Source organism: Franconibacter sp. IITDAS19 (assembly GCF_023079515.1).
Lineage (GTDB): Bacteria > Pseudomonadota > Gammaproteobacteria > Enterobacterales > Enterobacteriaceae > Franconibacter > Franconibacter pulveris.
The window spans coordinates 366,483-383,841 of the sequence record NZ_JALJCP010000003.1; the positions used below are offsets into that span (position 1 = coordinate 366,483).

Below are 17,359 nucleotides of genomic sequence, written 5' to 3' on the forward strand. Positions count from 1 at the left end.
AACGCAGCAGGAGGTGCAATGACACAGGTAGAGTTTCTCCGCCGTCGCCAGGCATTGCTGGCGAAGATGGCGCCCGCCAGCGCCGCGCTGATTTTCGCCGCGCCTGAGACGACGCGCAGCGCTGACAGCGAGTATCCGTATCGCCAGAACAGCGATTTTTGGTATTTCACCGGCTTTAACGAGCCGGAAGCGGTGCTGGTGCTTATCAAAAGCGATGACACCCATAACCACAGCGTGTTGTTTAACCGCGTGCGCGATAAAACCGCTGAAATCTGGTTTGGCCGCCGCCTGGGGCAGGAAGCGGCGCCGGAAAAACTGGCCGTAGACCGCGCGCTGGCGTTTGATGAGATTAATGAGCAACTCTATCAGCTGTTAAATGGCCTGGATGTGGTTTATCACGCCCAGGGGCAGTACGACTGGGCTGATAACATCGTGTTCGCCGCGCTGGAGAAACTGCGTCGCGGTTCGCGCCAGAACCTGGCGGCGCCCGCCACGCTTACCGACTGGCGTCCCTGGGTGCATGAAATGCGCCTGTTCAAATCGCCGGAAGAGATAGAAATCCTGCGCCGGGCAGGCGAAATCAGCGCGCTTGCGCATACGCGAGCGATGCAGGTCTGCCGCCCGGGCATGTTTGAATATCAGCTGGAAGGGGAAATTCATCATGAATTTAACCGCCACGGCGCGCGGTTTCCCTCCTACAACACCATCGTCGGCGGCGGCGAGAACGGCTGCATCCTGCACTACACTGAAAACGAAAGCGAATTGCGCGACGGCGATCTGGTGCTTATCGACGCGGGTTGTGAATATCAGGGCTACGCGGGCGATATCACCCGCACCTTCCCGGTGAACGGCAAATTTACCCCTGCCCAGCGCGCCATTTACGACATTGTGCTGGAATCGCTCGAAACCTCGCTGCGCCTGTTCCGCCCGGGAACGTCCATTCAGGAAGTGACCGGCGAAGTGACGCGCATTATGGTCAGCGGGCTGGTGAAGCTGGATATCCTGAAAGGCGAGGTGGATCAGCTGATTGCCGATAATGCCCATCGCGCTTTCTTCATGCATGGCCTGAGCCACTGGCTGGGGCTGGATGTGCATGATGTGGGCCACTACGGTCCGGACCGCTCGCGCACGCTCGAGCCTGGCATGGTGCTGACCGTTGAACCCGGGCTTTATATCGCGCCGGACGCCGACGTGCCGCCAGAGTACCGCGGCATCGGCATTCGCATCGAAGATGACATTCTCATCACTGAAAACGGCAATGAGAACCTTACCCACAGCGTAGTGAAATCCGCAGACGATATCGAAGCGCTGATGGCGGCGGCGCGTCAGGCATGAGCGTTATCATCATCGGCGGCGGCATGACCGGCGCGACGCTGGCGCTGGCGCTTTCGCACTTCACCCGCGGCGCGCTGCCGGTGCACCTGGTCGAGGCCAGCGCGCCGGAATCCGCCGCGCATCCGGGGTTTGACGCGCGCGCTATCGCCCTGGCGCACGGCACCTGCCAGCAGCTGGCGCGGTTTGGCGTCTGGCAGGCCATTGCCGATAAAGCGACGCCCATCAGCGTCGTGCACGTCAGCGACCGCGGCCATGCGGGCTTCGTGACGCTGGAAGCGAAAGAGTATGACATCGCCGCGCTGGGGCAGGTGGTGGAGTTACACGATGTTGGGCAGCGGTTGTTCAGTATGCTGCGTAAAGCGCCTGGCGTGCAGCTGCATTGCCCTGAGCGTGTGGCAAGCTTCACGCGAAGCGAAGAGGGCGTGAGCGTGCAGCTTGAGAACGGCGCAACGCTTTCCGGCAGTCTGCTGGTGGCCGCGGACGGTACGCGTTCGCCGCTGGGCGCGCAGTGCGGCATCACCTGGCGCCAGCAGCCTTACCATCAACTGGCGGTTATTGCCAACGTGACCACCTCGCAGCCGCACGACGGCCGCGCCTTTGAGCGTTTTACTGAATATGGTCCGCTCGCGATGCTGCCGATGTCGCAGGGGCGCAGCTCGCTGGTGTGGTGCCATCCGCTGGAAAAAGAGGCGGAAGTCATGGCATGGGATGACGCGCGTTTTTGCCATGAGTTGCAAAAGGCGTTTGGCTGGCGGCTCGGGCGCATTACCCATGCTGGCGCGCGCAGCGCTTACCCGCTCTCGCTTACCCGCTCCTCGCAGGCTATCTCTCATCGCGCCGTGCTGGTCGGCAACGCCGCTCAGACGCTGCATCCCATCGCCGGGCAAGGGTTTAACCTCGGGTTGCGCGATGTGATGACGCTTGCCGAAACGCTCGCCCAGGCGCATGAACGGCAGCAGGATATCGGCAGCTATCCCGTGCTGGCGGCTTATCAACACCGCCGTCGACAGGACAGAGCCGCCACCATCGGCGTTACCGATGGGCTGGTGCATGTTTTTGCCAACCGTTGGGCGCCGCTGGTCGTAGGGCGTAATCTGGGCCTGATGGCGATGGAACTATTTACCCCGGCGCGTGATGCGCTGGCGCAACGCACCCTTGGCTGGGTTGCGCGTTAAAGGAGAAGAATGTGCAAAGCGTAGATGTGGCGATTGTAGGCGGCGGCATGGTGGGGTTGGCGGTAGCCTGCGGACTGGAAGGCTGCGGCCTGCGCGTGGCGGTGCTGGAGCATCAGCCGCCGCAGCCCGTGGCCGCCGATGCGCCGCCTTCGCTGCGCGTCTCCGCCATCAATGCCGCCAGTGAAAAGTTACTGGAGAAGCTGGGCGTATGGCGCGATATCCTGAAAATGCGCGCCAGCGCCTATCATGGCATGGAAGTGTGGGAGAAAGACAGCTTCGGGCGCATCGCCTTTGAGGATAAGGGGTACGGTTATACGCACCTCGGTCATATCATCGAAAACAACGTCATTCATCAGGCGCTGTGGAACAAGGCGCAGCAGGGCAAAGACATTACGCTGATGGCCCCTGCCGAACTGCAGCAGGTGGCGTGGGGCGAGAACGAGGCGTTTCTGACGCTGAAAGACGGCAATATGCTCACTGCAAGGCTGGTGGTGGGCGCCGACGGCGCCAACTCCTGGCTGCGCGATAAAGCGGACATTCCGCTGACGTTCTGGGATTACGAACACTCCGCGCTGGTGGCGACCATCCGCACCGAGGAGCCGCACGGCGCAGTCGCGCGCCAGGCGTTCCATGGCGACGGCATTCTTGCTTTTCTGCCGCTTAGCGATCCGCACCTGTGCTCCATCGTCTGGTCGCTGCCGCCGCTTGAAGCGCAGCGCATGCAGCAGGCCAGTGAAGACGAGTTTAACCAGGCGCTGTGCGTGGCCTTTGATAACCGCCTGGGGCTGACGAAGGTGGAAGGCGAGCGGCAGGTCTTTCCGCTGACCGGCCGTTACGCACGGCAGTTCGCCGCGCACCGGCTGGCGCTGGTGGGCGACGCCGCGCATACCATTCACCCGCTTGCCGGCCAGGGCGTTAACCTTGGTTTTATGGATGCGGCGGAGTTGATAGCCGAATTGCGTCGTCTGTTCGCGCAGGGCAAAGATATCGGTCAGCACCTTTATCTTCGTCGCTACGAGCGTAGCCGCAAGCACAGCGCGGCAGTCATGCTCGCCAGCATGCAGGGCTTTCGCGAACTGTTTGCCGGCAACAATCCGGCGAAAAAGCTGCTGCGTGATGTGAGTCTGAAACTCGCCGATTCGCTCCCCGGCGTTAAACCGCAACTGCTGCGCCAGGCGATGGGCCTTCACGATCTGCCGGAGTGGTTACGTTAACTGCGTCACACTTCTCTTTTCAACGGACGGAAAGAGGAGTGTTCACTCATTTGAAATATTCTAATTTCACCGCTTTTTTCGGATTAGTTTTTCTCATCACACGTTTTTTCTCTTAAGGCAATTTTTGCGCTGATTTGGTTGTTATTGCTGGGCAATAACGAAAAGCTCAGGATTAAAATCTGCTTTATCCGCTCTGTTTCGTTAGTAGATAGTTAAAAGCGCTGTGGCGCAGCTTTCCCATTTTGGTCATAAGCTAATGTGATGACTTAACTCACCTTATGGTTTACGCGCCATTTCGGTGATAACGTCAGGCGAAAGGTAACGTTTGCGTCGACGCCGGGATCGGTGTCGGCGACAGATGGCGGGCGCGGCAGTCAGAGGCCCAAAACCATCACCGACCCGGCAGAAAAACGAGGAAAAGATGGCCCAACAGACCCCTTTGTATGAGCAGCATGTTCAGTGTGGCGCACGTATGGTGGATTTTCACGGCTGGATGATGCCGCTGCACTACGGCTCGCAGATCGATGAGCACCACGCCGTGCGTAACGACGCGGGCATGTTTGATGTCTCGCACATGACCATCGTCGACCTGCGCGGCGAGCGCACCCGGGAATTTTTGCGCTACCTGCTGGCGAACGACGTCGCCAAACTCACCCAGCCTGGCAAGGCGCTTTACACCGCCATGCTTACCGCCTCCGCAGGCGTCATTGACGACCTGATTGTCTATTTCCTCGCTGAAGACTATTTCCGCCTCGTGGTTAACTCCGCCACCCGTGAAAAGGACCTTGCGTGGATTAACGAACATGCGGAGCCGTTCGCCGTTTCCGTTACGGTGCGCGACGACCTGTCGCTTATCGCGGTGCAGGGCCCGAACGCGCAGCAGAAAGCCGCCGCGCTCTTTAACGAAGCGCAGCGCAAAGCGGTCGCGGGCATGAAACCGTTTTTTGGCGTTCAGGCGGACGAGCTGTTTATCGCCACCACCGGTTACACCGGCGAAGCGGGTTATGAAATCGCCATGCCGAACGAGAACGCTGCAGGCTTCTGGGCGCAGCTGGTGGAAGCGGGCGTAAAACCCTGCGGTCTGGGCGCGCGCGACACGCTGCGTCTGGAGGCGGGCATGAATTTATATGGTCAGGAGATGGACGAGGGCGTATCGCCGCTCGCGGCCAATATGGGCTGGACCATCGCCTGGCAGCCGCAGGAGCGTGACTTCATCGGTCGCGAAGCGCTTGAAGCGCAGCGGGAGCAGGGGACCGAACAACTGGTCGGCCTCGTGATGAAAGAAAAAGGCGTATTGCGCGGCGGGCAGCCTGTTCACTTTACCGATGAGCTGGGCCGCGTGCGCGAAGGCGTCATCACCAGCGGTTCTTTCTCCCCAACGCTTGGCTACAGCATCGCGCTGGCGCGCGTGCCCGCCGGGATTGGCGATACCGCCATTGTGCAGATCCGCAACCGCGAAATGCCTGTCCACGTCACTAAACCGATTTTTGTCCGCGCCGGTAAGCCGGTCGCCCAATAAGTTTTGCTATCTGGAGAATAAGCATGAGCAATGTGCCGAATGAACTGAAGTACAGCAAAGAACACGAATGGCTGCGTAAGGAAGCGGATGGCACTTACACCGTCGGCATTACCGAACACGCGCAGGAACTGCTTGGCGACATGGTATTTGTGGACCTGCCGGAAGTGGGCGCGACCGTGGCGGCGGGCGATGATTGCGCCGTCGCGGAGTCGGTTAAAGCGGCTTCTGACATCTACGCCCCGGTGAGCGGCGAGATCGTTGCGGTGAACGACGCGCTGAGCGATTCCCCGGAGCTGGTGAACAGCGCGCCGTACGGCGAAGGCTGGATCTTTAAGATCAAAGCCAGCGACGAAAGCGAAGTAGCGGCGCTGCTGGACGCGGCGGCTTACGACGCGCTGCTGGAAGACGAATAATTTCAGCTCGCTTCCCGTACGGACGAAGAAAAAGGGATAAGCGCAGGCTTATCCCGCTCCTTCAGCGAGCAACAAGAACACCCATCGCATTAATTTGCTTCACTGCACGTTTCAGGAAATATCGCCCATGACCCAGACCCTGAGCCAGCTGGAAAACCGCGAAGCCTTTATCGAACGCCACATCGGCCCCTCTGCTTCGCAACAGCAGGAGATGCTGCGCACCGTTGGCGCGGACTCGCTGAATGCGCTGACCGCGCAAATCGTTCCCGCCGACATCCAACTGACCGCGCCGCCGTTTATCGGCGAAGCCGCCACCGAGTTCGCCGCGCTGGTGGAGCTGAAAGCCATCGCCAGCCGCAACAAGCGTTTTAAAAGCTATATCGGGATGGGCTATACCGCCGTTCATACGCCGCCGGTCATCCTGCGCAATATGCTGGAGAACCCGGGCTGGTACACCGCCTATACCCCTTACCAGCCGGAAGTGTCGCAGGGACGTCTTGAAGCGCTGCTGAATTTCCAGCAGGTTACGCTGGATCTCACCGGGCTCGATATTGCCTCCGCCTCACTGCTCGACGAAGCGACCGCTGCAGCCGAAGCGATGGCGATGGCTAAGCGCGTCAGCAAGCTTAAAGGCGCCAACCGCTTCTTCGTGGCGCAGGATATTCATCCGCAGACGCTGGACGTGGTGCGCACCCGCGCGGAAACGTTCGGCTTTGAGGTTATCGTCGATGAGCCAGGCAAGGCGCTGGATCATCAGGATATTTTCGGCGTGCTGCTGCAACAGGTGGGCACCACTGGTGAAGTGCATGATTACGGCCCGCTGATTGAAAAACTGAAAGCGCGCAATGTGATTGTCAGCGTGGCGGCGGATTTTATGGCGCTGGTGCTGCTTACGGCGCCGGGCAAACAGGGCGCCGATATTGTGTTCGGCTCCGCCCAGCGTTTCGGCGTGCCGATGGGCTACGGCGGCCCGCACGCGGCGTTCTTCGCGGCGAAAGACGAATTTAAGCGTTCTATGCCAGGCCGCATCATCGGCGTTTCCAAAGACGCGGCGGGCAACACCGCGCTGCGCATGGCGATGCAGACCCGCGAGCAGCATATCCGCCGTGAAAAAGCGAACTCCAACATCTGTACTTCACAGGTGCTGCTTGCCAACATCGCGAGCCTTTACGCCGTTTTCCACGGACCGAAGGGCCTCAAGCGCATCGCCAGCCGCATTCACCGCTTCACCGATATTCTGGCGGCAGGGCTGCAGCATAAAGGGCTGAAGCTGCGTCATAGCACCTGGTTCGACACGCTGTGCGTGGAAGTGGCCGATAAAGCCGCCGTGCTGGCGCGCGCGCAGGCCGCCGAGGTTAACCTTCGCAGCGACATTCTGAACGCCGTGGGCGTTACGCTTGATGAAACCACCACTCGCGAAGATGTGCTGCGTCTGTTCAGCGTGCTGCTTGGCGACAACCACGGTCTGGATATCGACGCGCTGGATAAAGACGTGGCGCTCGACAGCCGCTCCATCCCGCAGGCGATGCTGCGCGAAGACGACATCCTCACCCATCCGGTCTTTAATCGCTACCACAGCGAAACCGAGATGATGCGCTACATGCATTCGCTCGAGCGTAAAGATCTGGCGCTGAACCAGGCGATGATCCCGCTGGGTTCCTGCACCATGAAGCTGAACGCCGCGGCGGAAATGATTCCCATCACCTGGCCGGAGTTCGCCGAACTGCATCCGTTCTGCCCGGCGGAGCAGGCCGAAGGCTACCATATGATGATTGGCCAGCTTTCCGAGTGGCTGGTGAAGCTGACGGGCTACGACGCGCTGTGCATGCAGCCGAACTCCGGCGCGCAGGGGGAATACGCCGGCCTGCTGGCGATTCGCCATTATCATGAAAGCCGCAACGAAGGCGCGCGCGATATTTGTCTTATCCCGAGCTCCGCGCACGGCACCAACCCGGCTTCCGCACAGATGGCGGGAATGGAAGTGGTGGTCGTGGCTTGCGACAAGCAGGGCAATATCGACCTTGCCGATCTGCGCGAGAAGGCGGAGCAGGCGGGCGATAAACTCTCCTGCATCATGGTCACTTACCCGTCCACGCACGGCGTGTATGAAGAGACTATCCGTGAAGTATGCGAAATCGTTCATCAGTATGGCGGCCAGGTTTATCTCGACGGCGCGAACATGAACGCCCAGGTGGGCATCACGTCACCGGGCCATATCGGCGCGGACGTTTCCCACCTCAACCTGCATAAAACCTTCTGCATTCCGCACGGCGGCGGCGGGCCGGGCATGGGGCCGATTGGCGTGAAAGCGCACCTGGCGCCGTTCGTGCCGGGCCACAGCGTGGTGCAGATTGAAGGAATGCTGACCCGCCAGGGCGCGGTTTCCGCCGCGCCTTTCGGCAGCGCCTCAATTCTGCCTATCAGCTGGATGTATATTCGCATGATGGGGTCTGAAGGGCTGAAGCAGGCGAGCCAGGTGGCGATTCTGAACGCCAACTACATCGCCACGCGCCTGAAATCGGCTTATCCGGTGCTTTATACCGGGCGCGAGGGGCATGTGGCGCACGAGTGTATTCTCGACATCCGTCCGCTTAAAGAAGAGACCGGCATCAGCGAGCTGGATATCGCCAAACGTCTTATCGATTACGGCTTCCACGCGCCGACGATGTCTTTCCCGGTGGCGGGCACGCTGATGGTGGAGCCGACGGAATCAGAAAGCAAAGCTGAGCTGGACCGCTTTATCGACGCGATGCTGGCTATCCGCATGGAGATTGACCGCGTGGCGAAAGGGGAGTGGCCGGCGGACGATAACCCGCTGGTTAACGCGCCGCACGTTCAGCACGAGCTGGTGGAAGAGTGGGCGCATCCCTATAGCCGTGAACGGGCGGCTTTCCCGGCAGGCTTTGGCAACAAATACTGGCCGACGGTTAAACGTCTGGACGACGTTTACGGCGACCGTAACCTGTTCTGCTCCTGCGTGCCGATGAGCGAATACCAGTAATTCCGGCAAGAGGATGACGAAGGGCGCTGCGGCGCCCTTTTTTATTCGAAAGCGATAAATTCAGCGGGTGCCGCGCGGGTCAGCCAGACGCCGTTATCCGCCTGATGAAACGCGTAGCCTTGCTGATGCATATCGCTGGCGTTGATTTTCAGCACAACCGGTTTGCCGTGCCGCACGCCAACAGCGACGGCGGTCGCTTCATCGCCTGAAAGGTGCACGTAATGACGCGAACCGGCCACCAGCCCCTGCTGGCGAATGCTTTCAAGAAAACGGGTGGCGGTGCCGTGGTAAAGCGTCCCGGGAGGCGTTTTTTCCTCCCACTGGATAGCTACCTGTTTTGTAGAGTGGCCCTGCACGGCGCGAATGTGTAGTTTGTCAGCAGTTAACGCAAAGCGTTTTTTGTCGTTATCCTGCACCACCGCCTCAATCAGCTCGGGCGTAAGATGCTTGCCCGCTTTAGCGGCGCGCATTATCAGTTCATCCACCGAAGCCCAGCCTTCGGTATCCAGTTGCAAACCGATGGACTCGGGCTGGTGGCGCAAAACGTAGCTTAAAAATTTGCTGATGTCGGCGTGTGATTTCATCGCTTTACCTGTGTCTGTTTTCCTGCACTCAAGCCTTATGGCTGCGGCGCTGCTCTTAATAAAAGCATCGCCGATACGTCCCCAAATAAAAAGGAGAAAAGCATGTCTGTTGCACTTATCACCGGCGCCAGCCGCGGCATTGGCCGGGCCACGGCGCTATTGCTGGCCGCGCAGGGCTATAAGGTTGTGGTGAATTACCATAAAAACGCGCAGGCGGCGCAGGAGGTGGTAGAGGCCATCCACGCGAAAGGCGGCGAGGCGCTGGCGGTGCAGGCGGATATTGCGGACGAGGCGCAGGTCATGGCGATGTTTGCGCAGATAGATGCGCTTAACCAGCCGCTCGGCGCGCTGGTGAATAACGCGGGCATTCTTTTCACGCAGTGCCGCGTTGAGGAGCTTACCGCTGAGCGGATTAACAACGTGCTGATGACCAACGTCACCGGCTACTTTCTCTGCTGTCGCGAAGCGGTAAAGCGCATGGCGCATCACCACGGCGGCAAAGGCGGAGCTATTGTTAACGTTTCGTCGGCGGCCTCAAGGCTTGGCGCGCCCGGCGAATATGTTGATTACGCGGCGTCTAAAGGGGCGGTGGATACGCTTACTACCGGGCTTGCGCTGGAGGTCGCGGGGCAGGGCATCCGCGTAAACTGCGTGCGGCCGGGACTCATTTATACCGAAATGCACGCTTGCGGCGGCGAGCCGGGACGGGTGGACAGAGTAAAATCAAGCCTGCCAATGCAGCGCGGCGGCCAGCCGGAAGAAGTGGCGGAGGCCATTGCCTGGTTGCTTAGCGAGAAAGCCTCTTACGTGACAGGAAGCTTTATTGAACTGGCGGGCGGGAAGTAGGCGGAATTGAGCGTTCGCGGAGCTATGGCGGCGCTTCGCTCACTCGCTTCACAGGGAATAAACCCACAGAGTGGGTAAACGTTGTATCGCTGTCCAGCATACTGAATAAGCGACAGTCGTCTCTCTCCCGATGGGGAGAGAGACGCGCGAAAGTCAGAGTTTTTCGCCGTTGCTGGCGATGACTTCTTTGTACCAGTTGAAGCTTTTTTTACGTGCGCGTGACATATCGCCCGTGCCGTCATCGTGTTTGTTCACATAGATAAAGCCGTAGCGCTTGCTGTACTGACCGGTGGTAAACGACACGCAGTCGATGCAGCCCCACGGGGTATAGCCCATCAGATTAACGCCGTCGTATGTCACCGCTTTTATCATCTCGGCAATGTGGGCGCGCAGGTAATCGATACGGTAATCGTCATTGATGCTGCCGTCCGCTTCCACTTTATCGTAAGCGCCAAAGCCGTTCTCAACGATAAACAGCGGCTTCTGGTAGCGCTCGTAGAGCTCACACAGCGCGTAGCGCAGGCCCACCGGGTCAATCTGCCAGCCCCAGTCGGAGGCCTTCACGTGCGGGTTCGGCACGCTGCCCTGGAAACCGGTCAGCGCGTCGCCGCTGCCGCCTTCAGCTTTTACCGCGTTGGTCATGTAATAGCTAAAGCCCAGGTAGTCGCAGCAGCCTTCGCGCAGGATCTGCTCGTCGCCTGCCTCCATTTTGATGTTGAAGCCGCGGCGCTCCCATTCGTTCAGCACGTAGGAAGGGTAATAACCGCGCAACTGCACGTCAGTAAAGACATAGCGCTCGCGCATGGACTCCTGAGCATACATCACATCTTCCGGCTTACAGGAGAAGGGATAGAGCGGCACCATCGCCAGCATGCAGCCGATCTGCATCTGCGGGTTAATGCGATGGCCGATTTTCACCGCCATGGCGCTGGCCACGAACTGGTGATGCAGCACCTGATACATCGTCTCTTCGGGGTTGTCGTGTTCGGTATAGACCACGCCGGAGCAGCAGTAGCCGAACAGCGGCGCTCGCCAGTTACGCTGGTTGTTGATTTCGTTAAAGGTCATCCAGTATTTGACCTTATTCTTGTAGCGCTCGAACACCACTTCGGCGAAGCGAACAAAGAAATCGACGACTTTACGGTTGGTCCAGCCGCCGTACTGCTGCACCAGATGCAGCGGCATTTCGAAGTGAGAAAGGGTGATAACGGGTTCGATGTTATATTTCAGCAGTTCATCAAACACCGCGTCATAAAATTTCAGCCCCTCTTCGTTCGGCTCGGCTTCGTCGCCTTTCGGGAAGATACGCGTCCAGGCGATGGAGGTGCGGAAACATTTAAAGCCCATCTCGGCGAAGAGCCTGATGTCTTCTTTGTAATGGCTGTAGAAGTCGACCGCTTCATGGTTCGGGTAGTATTTCCCTGGCACGACGGACTCGGTAATTTCACGCGGAACGCCGTGCGCGCCGCCGGTCAGCACGTCGCAAATGCTGGGACCTTTGCCGCCCTGGTTCCAGCCGCCTTCAACCTGATGCGCGGCGACCGCGCCGCCCCAAAGGAACTCTTTCGGAAGTGTCAGTTGCTTCATTTCATTCATCTCTTCGTTATTCGATAAACCGATCAAAGACAATAAATCGCGCAGAGCCAATTAACGTTTAATGCGAGTCTAACAAAGGGAATTGTAAAGTCACGATATAACAAATAGTGGATAACGTGACTTGTTACAAATGAAAAACAGCCTGTTTTTTTACGCCAGTTTTTTCGCCATTTTTCGGCCCAGCGTCTCGAGAATATAAATTACCGGCACCTGCGTGGTAATATCATACACGCCGGCAATGCGGGTTTGCGGCACGTGCCAGGAGAGGTTGAAATCGGCAAGCTTTGCCAGCGACGAGTTGTCGTGGCTGGTAATAGAGAGCACCTTGCAGCGGTGAAGGCTGAACTGGCTGGCGAAACGCAGGATCTCCGCAGTTTCGCCGGAAACGGAAAGGACGATAGCCAGCGCATTTTTGGCCATGTCATTGGTGACGGGGAAATAAGGGTCGTCAATATGGTTGCTAAATTTCCCGACGTTGGAGAAAAAGCGCGCGCCATATTTCGCCAGAGCGCCAGAGGTACCCGCACCGACAAAAATAACGCGCTCAGAAGAGAGAATAATATCGACCGCGCGGTCGAGCAGATTATCGAATTCCTCATTATTAACGCTTCTGAAAAAACTGATGATTTCGCTGGCGCCGAAATTAGTCTGCTGAGGTTCGTTCTGTTCTAAATATAATTTAAAGCGTACGCGAAATTCGGAATAGCCTTCGCAGTTAAGCTTGCGGCAAAAGCGCAGCACCGTGGTCGTGGAGACGCCAGCCGCGTCCGCCAGCTCGCGAATGGTCATATACATCACTTTGTCGCGGTTTTTGATGACAAAGTTATAAACCCCCATCTCCAGATTATTGAGGCTGGCGATAGCGGAGTGGGTAAACATCGTCACGTGCGGGGCTTCCTTCGCGTAATGGCTGACAGCAGCATCTGCTCAACATATATCTTATGCTGCCATAAATCCCCACCGGGCGCGCCATTCTTTCGTTTGCGGATGCATAACCCGCGGCTGACGCTTATGATGCTTTTTTGCTTTTCGCCTGAGGAGAGACTGTTGCAAAACGACATTACCTTTTTCGCCCGCTTTGAGCCGGATATTCTGGCCGGGCGTAAAACCATCACGATCCGCGATGCAGCCGAATCGCATTTCCAACCAGGCCAGCGCCTGCGCACCGGACGCTATGAAGATAATGGCTATTTCTGCACGCTTGAAGTTATCAGCGCCACGCCAGTCGCGCTTAACGAGCTGAACGACGAGCATGCGCGCCAGGAAAATATGACGCTCGCTGAACTCCGGCAGGTGATAGCAGAGATATACCCTGGTCTGAACGAACTCTATGTGATTGCTTTTAAGCGGATTTCATAGCACAGCTGTAAGCTCTGAATCTGCTTTAAAGGTGCGATGCCTAAAGCGAAGCGGCGCGTTTACGACAGGTAACAGATTTATTTTAGCTAACAGGTGTTCACTGAAATCATTCTCAGTTAGGCTATGCATGTCGTCTGTTTTTTGACACCTCTGTCGGAGCTTCACTATGGTTCGCAAGCCGCTCATTGCTCAGGGATATTCGCTGGCTGAGGAAATAGCCAACAGCATCAGCCACGGCATTGGGCTGGTATTTGGCATCGTCGGTCTGGTATTGCTGCTCGTGCAGGCGGCTGACACCAATGCCAGCGCCGTGGCCATCACCAGCTATAGCCTTTATGGCGGCAGCATGATCCTGCTGTTTCTCGCCTCCACGCTTTACCATGCTATTCCTCATGCCAGGGCTAAGGTCTGGCTGAAGAAATTCGACCACTGCGCTATTTATCTGTTGATAGCAGGCACGTATACGCCGTTTTTGCTGGTAGGGCTTAACTCGCCGCTGGCGAAGGGGCTCATGATTGTAATCTGGAGCCTGGCGCTGCTGGGAATTCTTTTTAAGCTCACCATCGCGCACCGCTTTAAGGTCCTGTCGCTGGCGACCTATCTGACGATGGGCTGGCTTTCCTTAGTGGTGATTTATCAAATGGCGGTAAAACTGGCGGCGGGCAGCGTGACGCTGCTGGCGGTGGGCGGCGTGGTTTATACCCTCGGTGTGATTTTCTACGTTTGTAAACGCATCCCTTATAACCACGCCATCTGGCACGGCTTTGTGCTGGGCGGCAGCGTCTGCCACTTCCTCGCTATTTATCTCTATATCAAATAACGCTAACCCCCTCGCGTGGGCGAGGGGGCTTCAGACTCAGGCTTCTTCCAGCGAATAAGGCAGCGGTTCGATAGCCAGCGTATGGCTGCTCTCGTCGCGAACGCGGAATACGCTGCCGCTTTCCATGTCGTTATTCATCACTGCCTGCACCAGCAAACGGCCGTCGTCGAGTTGCACTGCTGCCAGCACAGTCCCGGTGCGACGCCAGTTTTCGCCCATCTGCAGCTCAAGGTCTTCGCCCGCCTGCGGCACGCGGCTCGCTTTGCCCGCCAGATACCACAGCGCGCGCTTGTTAGCGCCGCGGAATTTTGCCCGCGCCACCATCTCCTGACCGGTATAGCAGCCTTTCTTAAAGCTGATGCCGCCCAGCGCCTGGATATTGGTCGCTTGCGGAATAAACTGCGCGCTGTTGGCGTCGTCAATCACCGGATACCCGGCTTCAATATCCAGCGCCAGCCATTGTTGACTGGCGTTGAGCTGCGCTTCGCCGCGCAGCTTTTCCGTAATATCGCTGGCGGTGGTTTTATCCGTTACCAGCAGAAAACGCTCGGCCGGCAGGTTGAACCACAGCAGCGTGGTAGCCCCTTCGCGCACGACCTGATTTTGTTCATCCGGCAGGACGCTAAAAAGGTTAGCCAGCGCTGCACGCGCCTGAAAACCCGCCACGCCCAACAGCACCGCTTCCTTATCTTCGGCGATAGCCACTTTGGAGAACACCGCGTATTTTTTCAGCTGCGCCAGTTGATTATCCTGCACGCTGCGGCGAACAATCCAGGCGAACCCTTCGCCATGGCGAAACAGGCGCAGGTTGCTCCACATTTTGCCCTTTGCGTCGCAGTGCGCCGCCAGCAAGTGTTGGTTTTCAGCCAGGTGGGCCACGTCCGCCGTCACCTGACCTTGCAGATACTTTTCGCTGTCGGCGCCAGTGAGGGTTGAGAGCGCCCAGTCATCCAGAGAGATAAGCGTCAGCGGCAGGCGCGCTGCGGCGGCGGGCTGACGCGGAGGAAATGGAGTGAATGCCATAACAATAAAGTCCCAGGTTGCTTACGCGAAATTACGTTCACGCTAGAGGTGCGATAACCACATATTGTTAAAGAGGCTGCGGACAATGCAAGTCTTTTGATATCCCCTTTCGTGCGCTTAAAGAAGAAGAGGGAGATGCCTCGCAGCAAAAGTAAATTGTTGCGCAAGGAAATTATTTTCCTGGATAACGCTTCGCAATTCGCAACATTCCTGTCAAAGGCGGAGAAAAAAAGCGGTACACTAGCAGCCGTCTTCTAAAAGCGGTTAAGCGGGAATATGCACATGGACATCAATAACAAAGCCCGAATCCACTGGGCATGCCGTCGCGGTATGCGCGAACTTGATATCTCTATCATGCCGTTCTTCGAGTATGAATATGACACGCTGAGCGATGAGGATAAGCGGCTGTTTATCCGTCTTCTTGAATGCGACGATCCTGATTTATTTAACTGGCTGATGAACCACGGCAAGCCTGCGGATGCGGAATTAGCGCGGATGGTGCAGTTAATCCAGACACGGAATCAGGAACGTGGTCCTGTGGCAATCTGATTTACGCGTCTCGTGGCGAGCGCAGTGGCTTTCGCTGCTACTCCACGGCCTTGTTGCCGCAGCGATTTTGCTGTTGCCCTGGCCGCTGAGCTATATGCCGGTCTGGCTGCTGTTGCTCTCGCTGGTGGTATTTGACTGCGTGCGCAGCCAGCGGCGCATTAACGCCTGTCAGGGCGAGGTGAAGCTCACTGCCGATTATCGCCTGCGCTGGCAAGGAGTAGAGTGGGAAATCGGCGATTCGCCATGGATGCTCAACAGCGGCATGATGCTGCGTTTGCGGGATGAACAAACTGCGCGTCGCCAGCATCTGTGGCTGGCGGCAGACAGCATGACGGAAGGCGAGTGGCGCGATTTACGGCGCTTAATGCTGCAACGCCCGGGCCACCCTTGCTCCTGAAACGGTCTCAGGCGAACTGTTCAGCCATTTCGCCCAGAATTTGCTCGCACCAGTTTTCGATGCGGCTTTCGCTTAAGTCATACTGGTTCGTTTCATCCAGCGCCAGGCCGACGAACAGCTGGCCTTCGGCAATTACCGGCTTATTGCTGGTAAACTCATACCCTTCGGTAGGCCAGTAGCCGATAAACTTAACGCCTTTCGGGGCGAGTTTATCGTGCAGCATGCCGAGGGCGTCCAGGAACCATTCGCCATACCCCAGTTGGTCGCCCATACCGTAAAGCGCCACGATTTTGCCCTCAAGGGCGAGGCTGTCGAGCCGATCCCAGACGGCTTCCCAGTCTTCCTGAAGTTCGCCGAAATCCCAGGTAGGAATGCCGAGGATCAGCACGTCATACTGCTCCATCAACGTGGGCGAGTCATCTTTAAGGTTATGCAGCGTTACCAGCTCAGGGCCAATAATATCGCGTATTTTTTCAGCCGCCATTTCGGTGTAGCAGGTGCTGGAACCATAAAAAAGACCAATGTTCATAGCGGTAACTTCTCATTTCTTCATCTGCAGAGGCGCCAGTGTACCAGATCCCGTCTGCTATCAGGCATAATGGCGCGACCCAGGCGAAAGGCGGAAAAGCGATGGAACAAGATTTAGCTCGTATAGAACAGTTTCTCGACGCGCTCTGGCTTGAGAAAAATCTCGCCCAGAACAGCCTGAGCGCCTACCGGCGAGACCTGACCATGGTAGCGCAGTGGCTGCATCACCGGGGGTTGACGTTGCTGACCGCCCAGCGTGACGATCTGCAGGCGCTGCTTGCCGAAAGGGTGGAAGGCGGCTATAAAGCGACCAGCTCCGCCAGGATGCTGAGCGCTATGCGCCGTCTTTTCCAGCATCTTTACCGTGAAAAAGCGCGTGCGGATGACCCAAGCGCCATGCTCGCCTCGCCCAAACTGCCGCAGCGGTTGCCTAAAGATCTCAGCGAGGCGCAGGTTGAACGCCTGCTGCAGGCGCCGGTGGTGGATCAGCCGATTGAACTACGTGATAAAGCAATGCTCGAAGTGCTGTACGCCACCGGGCTTCGCGTGTCGGAGCTGGTGGGGCTGACCATGAGCGATGTTAGCCTTCGCCAGGGCGTGGTGCGGGTTATCGGCAAGGGCAATAAAGAGCGGCTGGTGCCGCTTGGCGAAGAGGCAGTCTACTGGCTTGAACAGTATCTGGCGCATGGGCGCCCCTGGTTGCTGAACGGTCAGTCGCTGGATGTGCTTTTTCCCAGCAGCCGCGCCCAGCAAATGACGCGCCAGACCTTCTGGCATCGCATCAAGCATTATGCTCAACTGGCCGGTATCGACAGCGAAAAATTATCGCCGCACGTTTTACGTCATGCTTTTGCCACGCATCTGCTCAACCACGGCGCGGATTTGCGCGTAGTGCAGATGCTGCTGGGGCACAGCGACCTTTCCACCACGCAGATTTACACTCATGTGGCGACGGAACGGCTGCGGCAACTTCATCAACAGCACCACCCGCGGGCGTGAG

General features: G+C 57.8%; 17 protein-coding genes. 12 read left to right on the plus strand and 5 right to left on the minus strand.

The features are described 5' to 3' along the window. The first annotated feature begins 18 nt into the window (after positions 1 to 18). The 6 genes from pepP to gcvP all read left to right on the plus strand — a co-directional run bounded on the left by pepP (position 19) and on the right by gcvP (position 8,657). Positions 19 to 1,335: a Xaa-Pro aminopeptidase gene (gene pepP / locus MT962_RS11445; protein WP_247365617.1), complete on the plus strand. Its 1,317-nt coding sequence runs from the start codon at positions 19 to 21 to the stop codon at positions 1,333 to 1,335. Further along, a complete protein-coding gene (gene ubiH / locus MT962_RS11450; protein WP_247365618.1) occupies positions 1,332 to 2,510 on the plus strand; it encodes a 2-octaprenyl-6-methoxyphenyl hydroxylase in 1,179 nt (392 codons plus the stop codon). Before pepP ends, ubiH begins: the two co-directional genes overlap by 4 nt. Positions 2,511 to 2,521: 11 nt before the next feature. Further along, positions 2,522 to 3,724, plus strand: coding sequence for an FAD-dependent 2-octaprenylphenol hydroxylase (gene ubiI, locus MT962_RS11455; RefSeq protein ID WP_247365619.1), 1,203 nt, complete (start codon positions 2,522 to 2,524; stop codon positions 3,722 to 3,724). Positions 3,725 to 4,145: 421 nt separating this feature from the next. Next, complete coding sequence (gene gcvT / locus MT962_RS11460) at positions 4,146 to 5,243, plus strand: glycine cleavage system aminomethyltransferase GcvT (RefSeq protein ID WP_024555535.1); 1,098 nt, start codon at positions 4,146 to 4,148, stop codon at positions 5,241 to 5,243. A 23-nt stretch (positions 5,244 to 5,266) separates the two neighbouring features. Beyond that, a complete protein-coding gene (gcvH, locus tag MT962_RS11465; protein WP_024555534.1) occupies positions 5,267 to 5,656 on the plus strand; it encodes a glycine cleavage system protein GcvH in 390 nt (129 codons plus the stop codon). Positions 5,657 to 5,783: 127 nt separating this feature from the next. Further along, on the plus strand, positions 5,784 to 8,657 hold the full coding sequence (gene gcvP / locus MT962_RS11470) for an aminomethyl-transferring glycine dehydrogenase (RefSeq protein WP_247365620.1): 2,874 nt from the start codon (positions 5,784 to 5,786) through the stop codon (positions 8,655 to 8,657). A 41-nt stretch (positions 8,658 to 8,698) separates the two neighbouring features. Here the strand turns inward: gcvP and MT962_RS11475 are convergent, their stop codons facing one another. Next, positions 8,699 to 9,241: an RNA 2'-phosphotransferase gene (locus tag MT962_RS11475; protein WP_247365622.1), complete on the minus strand. Its 543-nt coding sequence runs from the start codon at positions 9,239 to 9,241 to the stop codon at positions 8,699 to 8,701. 102 nt (positions 9,242 to 9,343) lie between these two features. Here MT962_RS11475 and MT962_RS11480 point away from each other — a divergent pair, with 102 nt between their 5' ends. Next, the gene (locus MT962_RS11480) at positions 9,344 to 10,087 is read left to right on the plus strand and encodes an SDR family oxidoreductase (RefSeq protein ID WP_024555531.1); all 744 of its coding nucleotides are present in this window, start codon (positions 9,344 to 9,346) and stop codon (positions 10,085 to 10,087) included. A gap of 153 nt (positions 10,088 to 10,240) precedes the next feature. On the opposite strand, the gene MT962_RS11485 is transcribed toward MT962_RS11480, so the two are convergent. Then, positions 10,241 to 11,674, minus strand: coding sequence for a 6-phospho-beta-glucosidase (locus tag MT962_RS11485; RefSeq protein ID WP_247365624.1), 1,434 nt, complete (start codon positions 11,672 to 11,674; stop codon positions 10,241 to 10,243). Between the two features lie 159 nt (positions 11,675 to 11,833). Then, entirely contained in the window at positions 11,834 to 12,562 is a 729-nt protein-coding gene (locus MT962_RS11490) for a MurR/RpiR family transcriptional regulator (RefSeq protein ID WP_024555529.1), read from the minus strand. Between the two features lie 168 nt (positions 12,563 to 12,730). Here MT962_RS11490 and yqfB point away from each other — a divergent pair, with 168 nt between their 5' ends. Continuing rightward, positions 12,731 to 13,042 carry a N(4)-acetylcytidine aminohydrolase gene (yqfB, locus tag MT962_RS11495; RefSeq protein ID WP_247365626.1) on the plus strand — a complete coding sequence of 104 codons (312 nt, stop codon included), beginning with the start codon at positions 12,731 to 12,733 and terminating at the stop codon, positions 13,040 to 13,042. A 166-nt stretch (positions 13,043 to 13,208) separates the two neighbouring features. Next, positions 13,209 to 13,862: a hemolysin III family protein gene (locus tag MT962_RS11500; RefSeq protein WP_024555527.1), complete on the plus strand. Its 654-nt coding sequence runs from the start codon at positions 13,209 to 13,211 to the stop codon at positions 13,860 to 13,862. A 36-nt stretch (positions 13,863 to 13,898) separates the two neighbouring features. Here MT962_RS11500 and ygfZ read toward each other — a convergent pair whose 3' ends face one another. Next, a complete protein-coding gene (gene ygfZ, locus MT962_RS11505) occupies positions 13,899 to 14,885 on the minus strand; it encodes a tRNA-modifying protein YgfZ (protein WP_024560361.1) in 987 nt (328 codons plus the stop codon). A 282-nt stretch (positions 14,886 to 15,167) separates the two neighbouring features. Here ygfZ and sdhE point away from each other — a divergent pair, with 282 nt between their 5' ends. Together sdhE and MT962_RS11515 are read left to right on the plus strand one after the other, a co-directional pair. After that, positions 15,168 to 15,434, plus strand: coding sequence for an FAD assembly factor SdhE (gene sdhE / locus MT962_RS11510; RefSeq protein WP_024555525.1), 267 nt, complete (start codon positions 15,168 to 15,170; stop codon positions 15,432 to 15,434). Further along, positions 15,415 to 15,831 carry a protein YgfX gene (locus MT962_RS11515; RefSeq protein WP_247365629.1) on the plus strand — a complete coding sequence of 139 codons (417 nt, stop codon included), beginning with the start codon at positions 15,415 to 15,417 and terminating at the stop codon, positions 15,829 to 15,831. The genes sdhE and MT962_RS11515 overlap by 20 nt, the downstream gene beginning before the upstream one ends. A gap of 7 nt (positions 15,832 to 15,838) precedes the next feature. Here MT962_RS11515 and fldB read toward each other — a convergent pair whose 3' ends face one another. After that, complete coding sequence (gene fldB / locus MT962_RS11520; protein ID WP_024555523.1) at positions 15,839 to 16,360, minus strand: flavodoxin FldB; 522 nt, start codon at positions 16,358 to 16,360, stop codon at positions 15,839 to 15,841. Between the two features lie 101 nt (positions 16,361 to 16,461). On the opposite strand from fldB, the gene xerD reads away from it, so the two are divergent. After that, complete coding sequence (xerD, locus tag MT962_RS11525; protein ID WP_024555522.1) at positions 16,462 to 17,358, plus strand: site-specific tyrosine recombinase XerD; 897 nt, start codon at positions 16,462 to 16,464, stop codon at positions 17,356 to 17,358. Position 17,359: the final 1 nt, after the last annotated feature.